General features: G+C 74.0%; 3 protein-coding genes and 1 pseudogene. All 4 read right to left on the bottom strand.

Features of this window, described 5'->3' with window-relative positions:
- Positions 1-3: 3 nt before the first annotated feature.
- Entirely contained in the window at positions 4-9,570 is a 9,567-nt protein-coding gene (locus O7610_RS00020; protein WP_289213714.1) for a type I polyketide synthase, read from the bottom strand.
- 8 nt (positions 9,571-9,578) lie between these two features.
- Positions 9,579-14,342 carry a type I polyketide synthase gene (locus O7610_RS00015; RefSeq protein ID WP_475051078.1) on the bottom strand — a complete coding sequence of 1,588 codons (4,764 nt, stop codon included), beginning with the start codon at positions 14,340-14,342 and terminating at the stop codon, positions 9,579-9,581.
- Positions 14,343-14,426: 84 nt separating this feature from the next.
- Positions 14,427-18,569, bottom strand: a pseudogene (locus tag O7610_RS00010) (SDR family NAD(P)-dependent oxidoreductase); the annotation flags it as partial.
- Positions 18,556-18,762, bottom strand: coding sequence for a nucleotide disphospho-sugar-binding domain-containing protein (locus O7610_RS00005; protein WP_353850408.1), 207 nt, complete (start codon positions 18,760-18,762; stop codon positions 18,556-18,558). The gene O7610_RS00005 and the pseudogene O7610_RS00010, both read right to left, overlap by 14 nt.
- Between the last annotated feature and the right edge of the window lie 36 nt (positions 18,763-18,798).

Genomic DNA, 18,798 nt, shown 5'->3' with positions numbered 1-18,798 from the left:
GCGTCACTCGCCGAAGTCGGCCGTCTGCAGGGCCATGCTGATGAGGTTCTCGGTGTCCATTTCGTCAATCGCGGAGCCGCCCGCCGGGTGGGGCGTGCCGGCCGGGTGCGTCGGCGCGCCGGCCAGCGCGAGCAGGCTCTCCAGCAGTCCGGCGGCACGCAGCCGGCCCAGCGGGATGCTGCTCAGCACCGCCCGGATCTCGTCGTCGGGCAGCGCAGCGCCGCCGTCGACGGTGTCCGGCACGAGGTCGGCGGCGAACTGCCGGGCCAGCGCGGCGGCGTTGGGATAGTCGAAGATCAACGTCGCCGGCTGCTGCCGGCCGGTGAGCAGGGTCAACCGGTTACGGAACCCGATCGCGGCCAACGAATCGAAGCCCAGCTCGCTGAAGGCCCGCTCCGGCTCGATCGCCTCCGGCCCCGGGTGCCCGAGCAGCTTCGCCGCCTCACTGCGGATCATCTCCAGCAGCAGTTCCTGCGCCTGCGGGCGGGACTTGCCGGCGAGCTGCTCGCGGAGCCGGCCGCCGCCACCACCGGTCGGCGCGCCGCCGTTCGCGTCCCGCGCGGAGCGCCGACGCGTCCCGGTCGCGCCATCGTCCGTCGGCGGGGGCGCGGCCAGGCCGTCGAGCAACGCCGGCCGGTCCGGCCCCAGCTTCGCCGGATCGAGCCGGATCGGCACCAGCACGGCGTCGGGCAGGGCCACCGCCCGGTCGTACAGGGCGAGACCGGTCTCGGCGTCGAGCGGGTGGACACCGGTCTCGGCGAGCCGCCGCAGGTCGGCTTCGGTCAGTGCGCCACCCATCCCCTCGTCGGCAGTGGACCACAGGCCCCAGGCCAGTGACTTGGCCGGCAGGTCGTGCGCCCGCCGGTGGGCGGCCAACCCGTCCAGGTAGGCGTTGGCCGCGGCGTAGTTGGCCTGACCGGGTGGGCCGAGGACCCCGGCGGCGGAGGAGAACGTCACGAACGCGGCGAGCGGCGTGTCCCTGGTCAGCTCGTGCAGGTGCCACGCGGCGTCCACCTTGGGCCGCAGCACGTTCGACATCCGGTCGGCGGTCAGCGAGCCGATCACCGCGTCGTCGAGAACGCCGGCCGCGTGCACGACGCCGGTGAGCGGATGCTCCGACGGCACCGTGGCGAGCAACCGTGCCACCTCGTCGCGGTCGGTGACGTCGCAGGCCGTGACCGTCACCTGGGCGCCGAGGTCGAGCAGGTCGGTACGCAGCCGCGTCATGTCGGGCGCGGCCATGCCCCGCCGGCTGGTCAGCAGCAGATGCCGTACGCCGTGACCGGTCACCAGGTGCCGGGCGATCACCCGGCCGAGGGCGCCGGTCGCCCCGGTCACCAGGACCGTGCCCGAGCCGAAGTCCGGGGGCGTGGGGGGCGCGTCCTGCGGCGGCGGACCGCTCGGCACCAGGCGGGGCACGTACAGGGCTTCGTCGCGGACCGCCACCTGGGGCTCCCCCGTGGACACCGCCGAGGCCAGCAGCGCGGGCGAGACCCGGTCCGGCTCGACGTCGACCAGCACGATCCGATCGGGGTGCTCGGCCTGCGCGCTGCGTACCAGGCCCCAGACGGCGGCACCGGCCGGGTCCACGTCGGCGACGGCACCGGCCGGGACGCCGCCGCCGGTCACCACCACCAGCCTCGACCCGTCGAACCGGCTGTCGGCCAGCCAGGTACGCAACGCGTCGACCGCCCGCCGGGTCTCGCCGTGCACGACGTCCGGGTCCGGGCCGCCGCCACAGCTGAGCAGGAACACCGGCCGGTCCTCGCCGTCGCCGTCGGCCGCCGACGCGACGACGGCGTCGAAGTCCGGTACGGCGGTCGCGGTGAGCGGCGCCGCCAGCGTCCAGCGGTCCGGGCCGACCAGCTGCCAGGCGACGCTCGGCGACACGTCGGGTGCGGCGATCGGCTGCCACTGGACCCGCAGCAGCGCCGCCGCTGGCCCGTCGCCCGGACCTCCGCCGTCGCGGCTGGCCGCTGACCCGTCACCGGCGGACACCTCCACGTCGTCGAGGTCCTGCGCCAGGTCACCGGCGGGGCGCAGCGCGAGCGCGTCGACGGTGGCGACCGGTTCACCGGCGCCGTCGACGATCTCGACCGACACCGTCGCCGGCGCGGCGACCCGTACGCGCACCCGCGCCTCGACGGCGCCGGTGGCGAACAGGCTCACCCCGGTCACCGCGAACGGCAGCAGCGGGCCGGCCGCCGCCACCGGGCTGTGCGCCACCAACTGCCAGGCCGCGTCCAGCAACGCCGGGTGCAGGTTGAAGTCGGCGGCGTCAGTGCCGGCCACGGCCGGCAGGGCGACGTCGGCGTACACCTCGTCGGCCCGCCGCCACACCGCGCGCACCCCGCGGAAGACCGGGCCGTAGGCGATTCCGGCGGTCGCGGCGAGCTCGTCGTACCAGCCGTCCAGCGACACCGGGGTGGCTCCCGGCGGCGGCCACTGGGTGAACTCCGGGTCTGGTGCCAGCCGGTCGGCGGCCGGGGTGTCCGGCACCAGCACCCCACTGGCGTGCCGCTGCCAGGGCGGGTCGGTTCCGGCGGATCCGGCCCGGGAGTGCACCAGGACACGCCGTGCCCCACGTTCGTCGGCGGCACCGACCTCCACCTGCACGGCGACGCTGTCGCCGGCCGGCAGGACCAGCGGACGTTCGAAGTCGAGCTGTTCGATCCGCCCGCAGCCGAGCTGGTCGCCGGCCCGGGTGGCGAGTTCGACGAGGCCGGCGCCGGGCAGCACGGTCAGTCCGTGTACCACGTGGTCGGCCAGCCAGGGGTGGGTCGCGGCGGACAACCGGCCGGTCAGCATCAACCCACCCGAGCCGGGCAGTTCTACCGTCCGGTCGACGAGCGGATGAGCACCGGCAGACGGGTCAGCGAGGGCACCCGCGACACTGTCCAGCCAGTACCTCTGGCGTTGGAAGGCGTAGGTGGGCAGGGGTACCCGGCGCACCGGAAGGTCGGCGAGGACCGCCGACCAGTCCACCGCGACGCCGCACACGTGCAGCCGGGCGAGCGTGTCCAGCAACGTGCGCGGCTCGTCGCGGCCCCGACGCATCGTCGGCGCGACCGTCGGCGGCGTGGCCGTCGCGGCGACGCCGCGCGACACCAGCGGGACGAGCACGGCGTCCGGCCCGACCTCGACGAACCGGGTGACGCCGGCGCGTTCGAGGCAGCGGACCGCGTCGTGGAACCGCACCGGCTCGCGCACCTGCCGTACCCAGTACTCCGCCGAGCACAACTGCTCCGGGTCCGCCGCCGCGCCGGTGAGCGTGGAGACCAGCGGCACCCTGGGCGGCCGGAAGGTGACCGACTCGACCACCTCGCGGTACGCGGCCAGCATCGGCTCCATCGCCGCCGAGTGGAACGCGTGCGACACGCGCAGCCGGGTCACCGCCCTGCCCTGCCCGGCGAACCTTTCGGCGACGGCCCGGATCTCCTGCTCGGCACCGGAGAGCACCACCGACTGCGCCGCGTTGACGGCGGCGAGGTCCAGCCGGCCGGTCAGCAGCGGGCGTACCTCGTCCTCGCTGGCCTGCACGGCGAGCATCGCACCGCCGGCCGGCAGCGCCTGCATCAGGGTGCCCCGGGCGGCGACCAGGGCGCACGCGTCGGACAGCGAGAGCATGCCGGCGGCGTACGCGGCGGCCAGCTCGCCGATCGAGTGTCCGGCGAGCCGGTCCGGACGGACCCCGACCGACTCCAGCAACCGCAGCATGGCGACCTCGACGGCGAACACCCCGGCCTGGGTGTAGGCGGTCTGGTCGAGCAGCGCGGCCTCGGCGCTGCCCGGCTCGGCGGCGAGCACCGTACCCAGCGGCGGGTCCAGACGCGTGTCGAACTCGCTGGTCACCTCGTGCAGCGCCGCCGCGAACACCGGGAACCGGGCCGCGAGCTGCCGTCCCATCCGGGGGTGCTGCGCGCCCTGGCCGGAGAAGACGAAGGCGAGGCCGCCGCTGCTGACCGTGCCGGTCACCGACTCGGCCTCCTCGACGCCGTCGACGAGTGCGACGAGCCCGAGCAGGAAGTCGCCCCGCTCCGCGCCGAGCAGCACGGCCCGGTGCTCCAACTGTGGCCGGAACACGGTGGAGTAGCCGATGTCGGCCGCTTCGTCGTCGGTGTCGTCGACATGGTTCAGCAGCCGCTCCGCCTGTGCCTGCAGTGCCTGGCGGGTACGGCCGGACAGCAGCCACGGCACCACCGGCGGCTCGCCGGCCCCACCATCGGCCCCACCATCGGCCCCACCGCCGGACTCACTGCCGGCCGCACTACCGCCGTCACCACCGGCGGTGACGGCGGCATCCTGCGGGTCTGCCTCCTCGATCACCAGATGGGCGTTGGTACCGCTGACGCCGAAGGACGAGACCGCGGCCCGGCGGGGCTGGCCGGTCCGCCGCCACGGCCGGTCCGTGGTCAGCAGCCGAACCTTCCCCGCAGCCCAGTCGACATGCGTCGACGGCTCGGTCACGTGCAGCGTCCGCGGCATCGTCGCGTACCGCATCGCCTGCACCATCTTGATCACTCCGGCGACCCCGGCGGCGGCCTGGGTGTGCCCGATGTTCGACTTGAGCGAGCCCAGCCAGAGCGGTTCGTCCCGGTCCTGCCCGTAGGTGGCGAGCAGGGCCTGCGCCTCGATCGGGTCGCCCAACGCCGTGCCGGTGCCGTGCGCCTCCACCACGTCGACGTCGCCCGGCCGCAGACCGGCGTTGGCCAACGCCTGGCGGATCACCCGCTGCTGGGCGGGTCCGTTCGGAGCGGTGAGCCCGTTGGACCGGCCGTCGGAGTTGACCGCCGAGCCCCGGATCACGGCGAGCACCGGGTGACCGTGCCGGCGGGCGTCGGAGAGTCGTTCCAGGACGAGGACCCCGGCGCCCTCCGCCCAGGCGGTGCCGTCGGCGTCGGTGGAGAAGGCCTTGCAGCGACCGTCGCGGGCCAGCCCGCGTTGGCGGCTGAACTCGACGAACGTCTCCGGGGTCGCCATCACCGTGACCCCGCCGGCCAGCGCCAGCGTGCACTCCCCGGTACGCAGCGACTGCGCCGCCCAGTGCATCGAGACCAGCGACGAGGAGCAGGCGGTGTCGACACTGACCGCCGGGCCTTCGAATCCGAAGTGGTGGGCCACCCGACCGGACACCACCGCGCCGGTGGAGCTGCTGGCCACGTAGTCGTGGTACTGGACACCGACGAAGACGCCGGTAGCGCTGCCCCGCAGGGACAACGGGTCGATGCCGGCCCGTTCGACGGCCTCCCACGAGGTCTCCAGCAGCAGCCGCTGCTGCGGGTCGACGGTCGGCGCCTCGCGAGGTGAGATGCCGAAGAAGCCGGCGTCGAAATCGGCGGCGTCGTAGAGGAATCCCCCGGTACGCACGTACGTGCTGCCAGGCCGTTCCCCGCTGGCGTCGTAGAGCTGGTCGATCTGCCAGCCACGGTCGGCGGGGAACTCGCCGATGGCGTCGACCCCGTCGGCGACGAGGGTCCACAACTGCTCCGGCGAGCTGACGCCGCCCGGGTAGCGGCAGGCCATCGCGACGATCGCGATCGGCTCGTCGGTGCCTGCCGAAGACGCGACGGCAAGGGCGCCTCCCGGCCGGCTCTCGCCGACGACGAGTTCGGCGCGCAGGTACTCGGCCACCGCGTTCGCCGTGGGATGGTCGAACACCAGGGTGGCCGGCAGCCGTAGCCCGGTCGCCGCGGTCAACGCGTTGCGCAACTCGACGGCGGTGAGCGAATCGAAGCCGAGCTGATGGAATTCACGGTCGGCGGCGACCGCCTCCGGTGATTCGTGTCCCAGCACGGTCGCGACGTGGGTACGGACCAGGTCGAGGAGCAGGTCCGCCCGTTCCCGCTCGGCGAGCTCTGCGAGGCGCGCGGCGAGTGCCCCGGTGCCGCCGCCCGCTGCCGGCCGGGTGAGCGGACCCACCAGCGAGCTGAAGACCGGCGGTACGCCGTCGCCGGCACGCAGCCGGGCCGGTTGCAGCGCCGCGGCGACGACGGCGGGCGCGGTGGCGGCGACGGCGGCGTCGAACAGCGCCAGCCCGGCGGGCACGGACAGCGGCAGTACCCCGCCGCGGGCCATTCGGGCACGGTCGGCCTCAGCGAGCGTTCCGGTCATACCGCCGTCGGTGTCCCACTGGCCCCAGGCCACGGAGACGGCGGGCAGCCCCGCCCGGTGCCGCCGGGCCGCCAGCGCGTCCAGAACCGAGTTGGCGGCGGCGTAGTTGGCCTGCCCCGGCGCGCCGAGCACCCCGGACAGGGAGGAGAACATCACGAACGCGGCCAGGTCCATCCCGGCGGTCAGCTCGTGCAGGTGCAGCGCCCCGGCGACCTTGGGCGCGAGTACGGCGTCGAGCCGGTGCGGGGTCATCGCGGTGACGACGCCGTCGGCGACCACCCCGGCGGCGTGCACGACGGCGGTCAGCGGCCGCCGGGCGGTGGTCTCTGTCAGCACGCGGGCCAGTGCGGCGCGGTCGGCCACGTCGCAGGCGACCACCCGGGCCCGGGCGCCGAGTTCGGCGAGTTCGGCGACGAGCGCGGCGGCTCCGGGGGTCTGGTCACCCTGGCGGCTCAGCAGCACCAGGTGCCGGACCGCGTACCGGTCGACCAGGTGTCGGGCCACGATGGCACCCAGCGATCCCGGCCCGCCGGTGATCAGTACGGTGCCGGCCGGGTCGAGCACCGGTCGAGCGTTGCCCGCCGCCGGAAGGTGGGCCAGCCGGGCCGCGTGTGCCGTGCCACCGCGTACGGCCACCTGTGGTTCCCCTGCGGCGAGCGCCGCCGCGACCGCCGCAGCGACGGTGTCGGCGTCGGCGGGGGTGTCGGCGTCGGCCGGCGTGTCGCCGGTGGCGGCCACGCCGCTGACGCCGGACGGGTCGGTGCGGTCCACCGGGTCCGCGTCGACCAGCAGGAACCGGTCCGGATGTTCGGCCTGGGCGGACCGTACCAGCCCCCAGACGGCCGCGCCGGCGAGATCACCGCCGGTGCCGGCGACCGGTACGGCGCCCCGGGTCACGACGGCCAGCCGGGTGCCGTTGTTGGTGGCGTCACCGAGCCAGTGCTGCAACGTCGCCAGCAACTGCCGGCAGTGCTCACGGATCGTGTCCGGGTCGTCGCCGCAGACCTCGTCGAGGCGGAGCAGGTGCACACCCTCGGCCGGGCGGTCACGGCCCGGGTCCGCGATCGGGACCCAGTCGAGCCGGTGCAGGTCGGCGGTCCGCGCCGGTGCCGCCGCGACGGCGGCGAGCGGCCGGAAGGTGACCGCTGTCGCGGTGGCGACGAGGTGGCCGGCATGGTCGAAGGCCGCCACGGCGTACGTGTCCGGTGAGGTCGGGGTGAACCTGACCCGCAGTTCGGCGGCGCCGGTGGCGTGCAGGGTGACGCCGGACCAGGAAAACGGCAACCGGGCGTGGCCCTGCCCGTCGCCCAGGTCGACGGCGAGTGCCTGGGTGGCGGCGTCGAGTACGGCAGGGTGCAGGCCGAAGCGGTCGGCGTCGCCGGGGTCGGGCAGCCGTACGTCGGCCCAGAGCCGGACACCCTGACGCCACACGGCGCGCAACCCGCGGAAGGCTGGCCCGTAGTCGAGACCGGCACCGGCCAGCGTGTCGTCGAGGGTGTCGATCGGGACCGGCTCCGCGCCGGCCGGTGGCCAGCTGGGCTCGGCCTCCGGCTGATCGGCCCCGGACGGGATCGGGGCGGTGGTGAGGTGACCGGTGGCGTGGCTGGTCCACGACCGCGCCGCGACGGCCTGCTCGGCCCGGGAGTGGATGCTGATCCGCCGGGCACCGGCCTGGTCGGGTTCACCGACGACGACCTGGATCCGTACGCCGCCGTGGGCCGGCAGCCGCATCGGAGCGTGCAGGGTGAGTTCGGCGATGTGGGCGCAACCGAGCTGGTCGGCGGCCCGGACGGCGAGCTCGACGAAGGCGGTGCCCGGCAGGATCACCTCGCCGTGGACCCGGTGTTCGGCCAGCCACGGGTGGGTGGCGGTGGACAAGCGCCCGGTGAGCACCGCGCCCTGGGTGTCGGCCACGACGGTGACGGCGGCGAGGAGGGGATGGTCGGCGGGGTCCAGCCCGACGGTCGCCAGATCTCCGGCCGGTGCCCGATCGTCCAACCAGTAGCGTTTGCGGTGGAACCGGCGGGTCGGCTGCGGCAGGTCGGTGTCGCCGGTGCCGCTTTCCCCGGCCGGCTCGGCCTGTTCCAGGATCAGGTGGGCGTTGGTGCCGCTGACGCCGAACGACGACACCCCGGCCCGACGTGGTTCGTCGGTACCCGGCCACGGCCGCGCCCGGGTCAACAGCCGCACCCCACCCGACGACCAGTCCACATGCGACGACGGCTCCGACACATGCAACGACCGCGGCAACACCCCCGCCCGCAACGCCATCACCATCTTGATCACACCACCCACACCCGCCGCCGCCTGCGCATGACCGATGTTCGACTTCAACGACCCCAACCACAACGGACGATCCGCGTCCCGACCCCGCCCGTACGTCGCCAGCAACGCCTGCGCCTCGATCGGATCCCCCAACCGGGTACCGGTACCGTGCGCCTCCACCACATCGACGTCCACCGTCGACAACCCCGCCGCCGTCAACGCCTGCCGGATCACCCGCTGCTGCGCCAGCCCGTTCGGCGCGGTCAGGCCGTTGGAGGCGCCGTCCTGGTTGACCGCCGATCCCCGGATGACGGCCAGAACGGGATGCCCGTTGCGCTGGGCGTCGGAGAGCCGTTCCAGCAGCAGGACACCGGCGCCCTCGGCCCAGCCGGTGCCGTCGGCGTCGTCGGAGAACGGTTTGCACCGCCCGTCCGATGCCAGACCACGTTGCTTGCTGAAGGCGACGAACGGGCCCGGAGTCGCCATGACCATCACGCCCCCGGCGAGCGCCATCGAGCATTCCCGCTGCCGCAGGGCCTGCGCGGCGACGTGCAGCGCCACCAGCGACGACGAACAGGCGGTGTCGATGGTCAACGCCGGGCCGGCCAGGCCGAAGGCGTACGAGATCCGGCTCGAGATGACCGAGGCCGCGTTGCCGGTGCTGAAGTACGCGGAGACGGCCTCCGTCGCGGCCGCCGACAAGTCGTCGTAGTAGTCCTGGGCACCGCTGCCGACGAACACGCCGACCTGCGCCCCGTCGAGCGAATCCGGGGCGAGCCCGGCCCGTTCGAAGGTCTCCCACGCCAGCTCCAGCATGATCCGTTGCTGCGGATCGGTGGCCAGGGCCTCCCGGGGCGACATTTCAAACAGTTCGGCGTCGAAGCCGGCCGGGTCGGCGAGGAAGCCACCCTCGCGGACGTGGCCGTCGGCCGGACCGTCCTCGTCACCGGTCGGCAGCGGACCGGTGGTCCAGCCACGGTCGGTGGGGAACGGGCCGATCGCGTCGACCTCGTCGACGACGAGCCGCCACAGCTCCTCCGGACTGGTGACGCCACCCGGGTAGCGGCAGGACATCGCCACGATCGCGATCGGGTCCCGGTCCGCCGACTCCACCTCGTGCAGTCGCCGGCGGGTCTGATGGAGCTCCGCGGTCACCCGCTTGAGGTACTGCAGCAGCTTACCGTCGTCGTCCATAGTGGCCATCAGCCCAGCTCCTTGTCGATGAAGTCGAAGACGTCATCGGCACTCGCTTCCGCGAGCCGATCAACGACCGTGGTGACGGCGGGTCCGTCGACGACTTCGGTCAATCTGCTCACCAGCGACTGCAGCCTGCCGGTGATGCGGGTGCGCGCGATCTCGTCCGGTGTGAGGGGTCCGGCCAGGGCTTCCAGCCGGTCCAGCGTGGCCAGCACCGGCTCCGCCTCGGAACCCGGTCCGCACAGTTCGTCACGCAGGTAGCTGGCCAGCGCCGCCGGGGTCGCGTGGTCGAACACGACGGTCGCCGGCAGCCGCAGGCCGGCGGCCACGCCGAGCCGGTCGCGGAAGTCGACGGCGCTGACCGAGTCGAAGCCGAGGTCCTTGAAGTTGGTGCCAGGGGCGACGTCGGTGGCGTCGCCGTGGCCGAGGACCGCGGCTGCCTGTGCCCGTACCAGATTCGACAGGACCTGCAACTGGTCGCCGTCGTCGAGTCCGGCGAGCTGGACCACGAGCGTGCCGGCCTCGGCCGGGTCGACCGGCTGCCCCAATCCGGCGGTCGGCGGCAGCAGTCCGGCGACCAGCGGTCGGGGCCGGGCAAGCGTGTGGATCGGTCCGAACCTCGCCCAGTCGACGTCGGCCACCACCAGTGCGGCCTCCTCCCCGCCGGCTTCGACGAGCCGACCGGCGGCCAACCGTGGGTCGAGCTCACGGATGCCGAGTTGCCGCAGATGGGCGCTGGCCGTCTCGTCCACCATGCCGCCACCGGCCCAGGGCCCCCAGGCGATGGCAGTGGCCGGTCTACCGGCAGCCCTGCGGCGTACCGCGAACGCGTCGAGGAAGGCGTTCGCGGCGGCGTACCCGGGCTGTTGGGCGCTGCCCCAGATCGCCGCGCCGGAGGTGAACAGCACGAAGGCGTCCAGCGGCAGGTGTGCGGTCAGCTCGTCCAGATGCACCGCGCCGGAGATCTTCGCCGCTCCGGCGGCGGCGAAATCGGCGACGGTGAGCTGGGTGAGCGGCCGCTGCCCGTGCAGCGTGCCGGCCGCGTGGACCACCGCGGTCAGCGGCGGTACGGCCGGCAGCCCGTCGAGCAGCCGCCGCAGTGCCGCCCGGTCGGTGACGTCGCAGGCCACGATGCTCACCTCGACGCCGAGTGCGCGGATCTCGGCGGCCAGGTCCGCAGCGCCGGCCGCCTCCGGTCCACGCCGACTGGTCAACACCAGGTGCTCGGCGCCGTGCTCGGCGAGCCACCGTGCCACGTGCCGGCCGACGCCCCCGGTGCCGCCGGTGACCAGGACCGTGCCGCGTGGTCGCCATTCGGCGGTGCCGGGGTCACGCCCGGCACGCACCATCCGACGGGCGAAGGTGGCCGCCGGCCGGATCGCGAGCTGATCCTCCGGGCCGCCGGCCCGCAGCACCGCCACGCACCGGGCGACCGCTTCCCGGTCGGGCTGGGCGGGCAGGTCGATCAGACCGCCCCAGGTGTCCGGCTGGTCGATCGCCAGTCCGACACCCAGACCCCAGATCGCCGCCTGGTGCGGGTCGGCCGGGAGGTCGAACCGGTCCACCGCTACCGCCTGACGGGTGACACACCACAGGCGTGCCTCGATCCCGGCGTCGGCCAGTGCCTGGCAGAGCAGGACGGTTCCCCGGCTGCCACCGGTCAGGGTGGGGTGTGCCGGATCGGGGTCGTTGTGCGACGCGAGCAGGCTGAGCACGCCGTGCGGCGGGGCGGCGGCGGCGAGTGTGGTGAGCCGTGCGGCCAGGCTCTCCCGGTCACCGTCACCGACCTCGACGGTACGGACTCTGACGCCGTCGGTGGCGAGTTCGGCGACGAGCGCGTCGGACCAGGGATACCCGGCCGGTACGGCGACCAGCCAGTTCTCCTGACCCGGTCCGGGCGGGTCGAGCCGGCCCGGCGGGTCCGCCACCGGCTGCCAGCGCACCCGGTAGCGCCAGGAGTCGACCGGGGTCGGCTGATCCCCGCTGCCGCCCGGCTGTGCGGCGTCGGCCGGCTGTGCGGTGCCGGCCGTCGGTGCGGTGTCCGTCGACTGTTTCCCGGCCGCCGGCCCTGCCGGTGGCTCCGTCTGCGGCGTGTACGGGGCCGGCACCCACCAGAAACGTTGCCGTTCGAACGGATACGTCGGCAGTTCGACCGGCTCCGGCGTACCCCCCAGCACCGCCGACCAGTCCGGGGTGATGCCCCGCACGTGCAGTTCGGCCACGGCCCGCTGCAGGGTTTCCGGCTCGGGCCGGCCCCGGCGCAGCAGCGGCACCACCCGGACGTCAGGACTGGCGCCCAGGCAGCCGCGCATCGGACCGGTCAGCGCCGCGTCCGGCCCGATCTCGACGAAGGTGGTCGCGCCCAGCTCACGCAGCGCGGTCACGGCGTCGGCGAACCGCACCGGCTGACGGATCTGACTCGCCCAGTACTGCGCGGTCGCCAGCTGTGCCGACGCCGGCCGACCGGTGGCGGTGGACACGACCGGCAGTTGGGGCGGACGGAGGTCGAGAGTGGCCACGGCGGCCTGGAACTCGTCGAGCACCGGGTCCATCAACGGCGAATGGAACGCGTGCGACACCCGCAGCCAGATGACCTGCCGGCCGTCGGCGGCGAGCCGCTCGGTCACGGCGGTCACCGCCTCGCGTGGGCCGGACACGACCGCCGAGTCGGGGGTGTTCACCGCGGCGATCGCCGCCCCGCCGGTGAGCAGCGGGGTCACCTCGGATTCCGGCGCCTGGACCACCGCCATCGCGCCACCGGCAGGCAGCTTCTGCATCAGCGTTCCCCGGGTGACCACCAGCCGGCACGCGTCGTCGAGGGAGAGGACCCCGGCGGTGTACGCCGCGCTGATCTCGCCGACGGAGTGGCCGGCCAGCAGTTGGGGCCGGATCCCCCAGGCGGCGAGCAGCCGGATCAGCGCCACCTCGACGGCGAAGAGCCCGGCCTGGGCGTACACCGTCTGGTTGAGCGCCTGCTCGTCGCCGCCGTCGACGACCTGACGCAGCGGCCGGGGCAGCTGGGTGTCCAGCCGGTCGCAGACGTCGTCCCATGCCTGCGCGAAGGGCGGGTAGGCGGCGGCCAACTCGCGCCCCATCGCCAGCCGCTGCGCGCCCTGGCCGGTACAGACGAACGCGAGCTTGCCCGGCGCGGCGGACCCGGTGGCCACCGAGGCCGCCGTTGACGCGCGGGCCACAGCGGTCAGCCCGTCGACCGCCGCCGCCCGGTCGGCGGCGAGCACCACCGCCCGGTGTGGCAGGGCGGCGCGACCGGTGGCGAGCGTGCCGCAGATGTCGGACAGCGCTTCGTCGCCAGCGACCACCGGCAGCAGCCGCCGGGCCTGGCTGCGCAGCGCGGCGGCGGTCCGGGCGGACAGGACCAGGGGCAGCAGCGGGCCGGCGGTGCTCGGCGGTGCCGCTGGTGACGCCGACGGTGCTTCCTCGATGATCAGGTGGGCGTTGGTGCCGCCGAAGCCGAACGACGACACGCCTGCCCGACGCGGTTGGCCGTTCACCGGCCACTTGCGGGCCTCGGTGAGCAGTTCGACGTTGCCGGCCGACCAGTCCACCTGCGGGGTCGGGCGGTCGACGTGCAGGGTCCGCGGCAGCATCGAGTGCCGCATCGCCTGTACCATCTTGATGATCCCGGCCACCCCGGCGGCCGCCTGAGGATGCCCGAGGTTGGACTTGATGGAGCCGAGCCACAACGGTTGTTCGCGGTGCTGGCCGTAGGTGGCGAGCAGGGCCTGCGCCTCGATCGGGTCACCGAGCGTGGTGCCGGTGCCGTGGGCTTCGACCACGGCGACGTCGGACTCCCGCAGCCCGGCGTCACGCAGCGCCCGGCGGATCACCCGCTGCTGCGCGGGACCGTTCGGCGCGGACATGCCGTTGGAGGCCCCGTCGGAGTTGACCGCGCTGCCACGCAGCACCGCCAGCACCGGGTGCCGGTTGCGCCGGGCGTCGGACAACCGCTCCAGCAGCAGCAACCCGGCCCCTTCGGACCACGCCGCGCCGTCGGCCGCGGCGGCGAAGGACTTGCACCGCCCGTCCGGCGCGAGTGCCCGCTGCCGGCTGAAGTCGACGAACAGCTCCGGGGTGCCCATCACCGTGACACCGCCGGCGTACGCGAGGGTGCACTCGCCCCGGCGTAGCGACCCCATCGCCTGGTGCACCGCGACCAGCGAGGACGAGCAGGCGGTGTCCACGGTGACCGCCGGTCCCTCCAACCCCAGGTTGTAGGCGATCTGACCGGACACGAGGCTGCCGGTGGGGCCGCCACCGGCGTAGTCGTGGTACATCACTCCGACGAAGACGCCGGTGGACGTGCCGGCGAGCGAGGTCGGGTCGACGCCGGCCCGCTCCGCCGTCTCCCAGGCCACCTCCAGCAGCAGCCGCCGCTGAGGGTCGGCTCGCATCGCTTCCCGAGGGCTGATGCCGAAGAACGCCGCGTCGAACTCGGCCGCGTCGTAGAGGAACCCGCCGTGGCGTACGTAGCTGCGACCCGGCTGACCCGGCTGCGGGTGGTACAGCTGCTCGACGTCCCAGCCCCGGTCCGTGGGGAACTCCCCGATCGCGTCCACCTCGTCGGCGACCAGCCGCCACAGGCCCTCAGGTGAACGCACCCCACCGGGATAGCGGCAGCCCATCGCCACGATGGCGATCGGTTCCTGGTCACGTGCCTCGGCCGCGCGCAACTGCTGTCGGGTCTGCTGTAGCTCGCTGGTGGCGCGCCGCAGGTAGTCACGCAGCTCGTCGGCGGTCGCCATGGTCACTCACCCCCGTCCAGTCACGCCGAACTCGGTGTCGAGCGCGGCGAACAGCTCCTCGTCGCTGGCGGTACCCAGGTCCGGTGCCGCCGGCTGGCCGGCCGCCCCGCTGGCACGCCAACTGCGCAGCAGCGCCTCCAACCGGTCGGTGACCGCCTCCCGGTCGCTGACGGTCCCGCTGGCCGCCGTCAGCGTGGTCGCCAGCCGGTCGACCTCGTCCAGCAGTGGTTTCACCGGGTCCGTGGACGTCTCCAACTGCTGGGCCAGGTGCCGGGCGACGGCGACGGCGGTCGGCTGGTCGAAGACCAGTGACGCCGCCAGTGACAGCCCGGTCGCCGCCGCCAGGGCGTTGCGCAGTTCGACCGCGGCGAGCGAGTCGAAGCCCATGTCCTGGAAGGCGCGGTGCGGGTCCACCGCGTCCGGCCGATCGTGCCCGAGTGCGGTGGCGACGTGCCGGGTGACCAGAGCGAGCAATTGCTCGTCGCGTTGCGCGGGCGGCAGGTGGTGCAGCCGTAGCGTCGGCCCGGATCCGGCTGCGGGAGTCGTGCTGCGACTGACCCGCCGGGTCGGGCCGGCGACGCCGCGCAGCAGGGCGGGCAGGTCGTCGGCTGCCCGCTCGCGCAGCGCGACCGGATCGATCCGCAGCGGCGCCAGGCACGGCTCGGCACCGCGCAGCGCGGCGTCGAACAGGGCGAGCGCCCGGTCCACTGGCAACGCGGGCACCCCGAGTCGGTCCAGCCGTTGGCGGGCCGGCTCGTCGAGGCCGCCCGCCATGCCGGCCGGACCCGCCCAGGCTCCCCAGGCCAACGCCAACGCGGAAAGGCCGGTGGCCCGCCGGTGGGCGGCGAGGGCGTCGAGGAAGACGTTGGCGGCGGCATAGCCGCTCTGCCCCGCCGGCAGGACCAGGCCGCCGGCGGAGGAGAACAGGACGAACGCGGCCAGCTCGCGGTCACGGGTCAGTTCGTGCAGGTGCCACGCGGCATCTACTTTGGGGCGTAGGACCACGTCGACCTGGTCGGGTCGTTGGGTGACGATCAGCCCGCCGTCGGCGACTCCGGCGGCGTGCACCACCGCGCTCAGCGGGTGCGCGTCGGGAACACTGGCGAGCAGGGTGGCGAGCTCATCCCGATCGGCGGTGTCACAGGCGACCAGCCGTACCTGCGCGCCGAGCGCGGTGAGGTCGGCCCGCAGCTGCTGGGCACCCGCGGCCGCAGGTCCGCGTCGACTGGCCAGCAGCAACCGGCGTACGCCATGTTCGGTGACCAGGTGCCGGGCCAGCAGGGCGCCGAGCCCTCCGGTACCTCCGGTGACCAGGACGGTGCCGGCGCCGAACGCCGGCTGGCGCCCGTGCCCGGTGGGCACTTCCACCCGGCGCAGGCGAGGTACCCACGCCGCACCGGAGCGCAGCGCCACCTCGGGTTCGCCGGCGCTCGCTGCGGCGGCGACCTCCGCCATGGTCGTGGTGTCGTCGACGTCGACCAGGCAGAACCGTCCGGGATGTTCGGCGGCGGCGGCCCGGACCAGGCCCCAGAGTGGAGCGGCCACCATGTCCAGGTCCGTGTCGGCGGCCGCAGCAGCAGCCGTTGCCGTTGCCGGTTCGACCATGGCCGCTTCGCGGGTCACGACCGCGAGCCGGGAGGCGGCGAACCGCTCGTCGGCGAGCCAGGTGCGCAGGTCGGTGAGCACCTGGTGGATCAGCTCGCGGACAGCGGCTGGCACGTCGGGCACCGCCGGCGCATCGGCGTAGCGCAGCACGACCTGTGGTACCGGTCGACCGTCGTCCAGTGCGGCCGACAGCGCCGCCAGGTCGGTGACGTGCACCGCCGTCCCGGACGCGTCGACCGGTCCGGTCGCGGGCCCTCCGACGGTCACCGCGGGCGGTGCGGTCGCGGCGTCGAGCGTGAGACGGTCCCAGCCGATGCGGTACAGGGCCCCGGTCGTGGAGTCCACTTCGGCGGTGTCGACCGACGTGGGCCGGGCGAGCAGCGAGCCGACGGTGAGCACCGGTTCGCCGTCGGCGGCGGTGAGGGTGACGGACAGGGAACCGTCGGCCAGGTGCCGTACCCGGGCCTGCGCTGCGGCCGCCCCCGCCGTGTGCAACGCGACGTTGGTCCAGGCGAACGGCAGCCAGGCGTGGCCGTCGCCGGGCGCACCCCGCTCACCGGCTATCGCCGCGTGCAGGGCGCTGTCGAGCAGGGCGGGGTGGATCCCGAACCGGGTCGCGTCGGTGTGCTCGTGTTCGGGCACGGCGACCTCGGCGAACACCTCGTCGTCACGACGCCACGCGGCACGTGTCGCGCGGAACGCCGGCCCGTACTCGTAGCCGAGGTCGGCGAGTTCGTCGTACAGCTCGTCGACGGGCACGGTGCTGGCGCCGGCCGGCGGCCACGGAGCCCGCGGCCCGGTTGCGGCCAGGTTGGCAGCGCCGAGCAGGCCGCTGGCGTGGCGCTGCCATGGCTGGTCGGCCGCGTCGGTACGGGAGTACACCGCGACGGGGCGCCGGCCGGACTCGTCGAGGGCCCGGACGACGACGTGGACGGCGACCGTGCCGTGCTCAGGCAGCACCAGCGGACGTTCGCAGATCAGCTCGTCGATTCCGCTGGTTCCCGCCTGGTCACCGGCCCGGATGGCGAGCTCGACGAAGGCGGTGCCGGGCACCAGGACCCGACCGTGCACCACGTGGTCGGCCAGCCAGGGTTGCGCGTCGACGCTGAGGCGGCCGGTGAGATGGATCTCGCCGGAGTCGGGGGATTCGACGAGTGCCCCGATCATGGGATGTCCGGCGCCGGTGAGGCCGGCCGCGGCGAGGGTGTCGGTCAGCGGGAGCCGCCAGAAGCGTTCATGCTGGAACTCGCGGGTGGCCACCGCAGCGGTGTCGGCGGGGCTGTCGGGCGCCTGTTCCAGGATCACGTGGGCGTTGGTGCCGCTGAAGCCGAACGACGACACCCCGGCCCGACGCGGCCCACCCCTGTCCGGCCACGGCCGCGCCATGGTCAACAGCCGCACCCCACCCGACGACCAGTCCACATGCGATGACGGCTCCGACACATGCAACGACCGCGGCAGCACCCCCGCCCGCAACGCCATCACCATCTTGATCACACCGCCCACACCCGCCGCCGCCTGCGCATGACCGATGTTCGACTTCAACGACCCCAACCACAACGGACGATCCGCGTCCCGACCCCGCCCGTACGTCGCCAACAACGCCTGCGCCTCGATCGGATCCCCCAACCGGGTGCCCGTACCGTGCGCCTCCACCACATCGACGTCCACCGTCGACAACCCCGCCGCCGTCAACGCCTGCCGGATCACCCGCTGCTGCGCCGGACCGTTGGGCGCGGACATCCCGCTGCTGGCACCGTCCGAACCGGTCGCGCTGCCGCGCACCACCGCGAGGATCCGTCGACCGTTGCGCTGGGCGTCGCAGAGCCGTTCGACGGCGAGGACGCCGACCCCCTCGGCCCAGCCGGTGCCGTCGGCGTCGTCGGAGAACGGTTTGCACCGCCCGTCCGGCGCCAACCCACGCTGCCGACTGAAGTCGACGAAGACCTCCGGGGTGGACATCACCGTCACCCCGCCGGCCAGGGCCAGCTCGCACTCACCCGAACGCAACGCGTTGACCGCCAGATGCAACGCCACCAACGACGACGAACACGCCGTGTCCACCGCGACCGCCGGCCCCTCCAGACCCAGGTGGTACGCCACCCGACCGGAGACCGCGCTGCCCAGCCCGCTGCTTTCGGGGTAGTCGTGGTGCATCACCCCGGCGTAGACACCGGTACGACTACCCGCCAACGACGCCGGCTCCACCCCCGCCCGCCGCAACGCCTCCCACGACACCTCAAGAAACAACCGCTGCTGCGGATCCATCTCCCGCGCCTCACGCGGACCCACCCCGAAGAACCCCGCATCGAACCCCGCCGCGTCATACAGGAACCCACCACGACGCACATACGACCGCCCCACCCGACCCGGCCGAGGATCGAACAACGCCTCCGTGTCCCACCCCCGGTCCACCGGAAACTCACCAGTCGCATCCCCCTCACCCACCACCAGATCCCACAACCCCTCCGGCGAGACCACCCCACCGGGGAACCGGCACGCCATCCCCACGATCGCGATCGGTTCCCGGTCCCGCTGCTCGGCCGCGTCCAGCCGCCGACGCGTCTCCTTGAGCTCGGCGGTGGCGCGACGCAGATAGTCGAGCAACCGCGAATCATCGGCGGCCATCGCCGTCTCCCTTCGCCCGTGCCCCGGCGATCTCCTCGACGTCGGGCACGATGTCGCGCGGGCTGGGCGTGGCGAGCATCTCCTTGCGCAACTGCGTGGCGGCGTCGGTGAACGACGGCTCGTCGAGCACTCTGGCGAGCTGGGCCACGAGATTGCCGGGTTCGGCGACCAGCGCCGCGCCCCGGGCCGCCATCTCGCGCATGATGCCGGCCTCGCCCCAGATGTTCCC

It is taken from the genome of Solwaraspora sp. WMMA2065, from assembly GCF_030345075.1.
Taxonomy (GTDB): Bacteria; Actinomycetota; Actinomycetes; order Mycobacteriales; family Micromonosporaceae; genus Micromonospora_E.
Note: the sequence above shows the minus strand (reverse complement) of the source record. Positions and strands in the feature narration are given on the sequence as shown.

Bases quoted from the DNA above. Each gene is read 5' to 3' on its own strand.
- O7610_RS00020 (WP_289213714.1), bottom strand. From the start codon at position 9,570: ATGGACGACGACGGTAAGCTGCTGCAGTACCTCAAGCGGGTGACCGCG.
- O7610_RS00005 (WP_353850408.1), bottom strand. From the start codon at position 18,762: ATGGCGGCCCGGGGCGCGGCGCTGGTCGCCGAACCCGGCAATCTCGTG.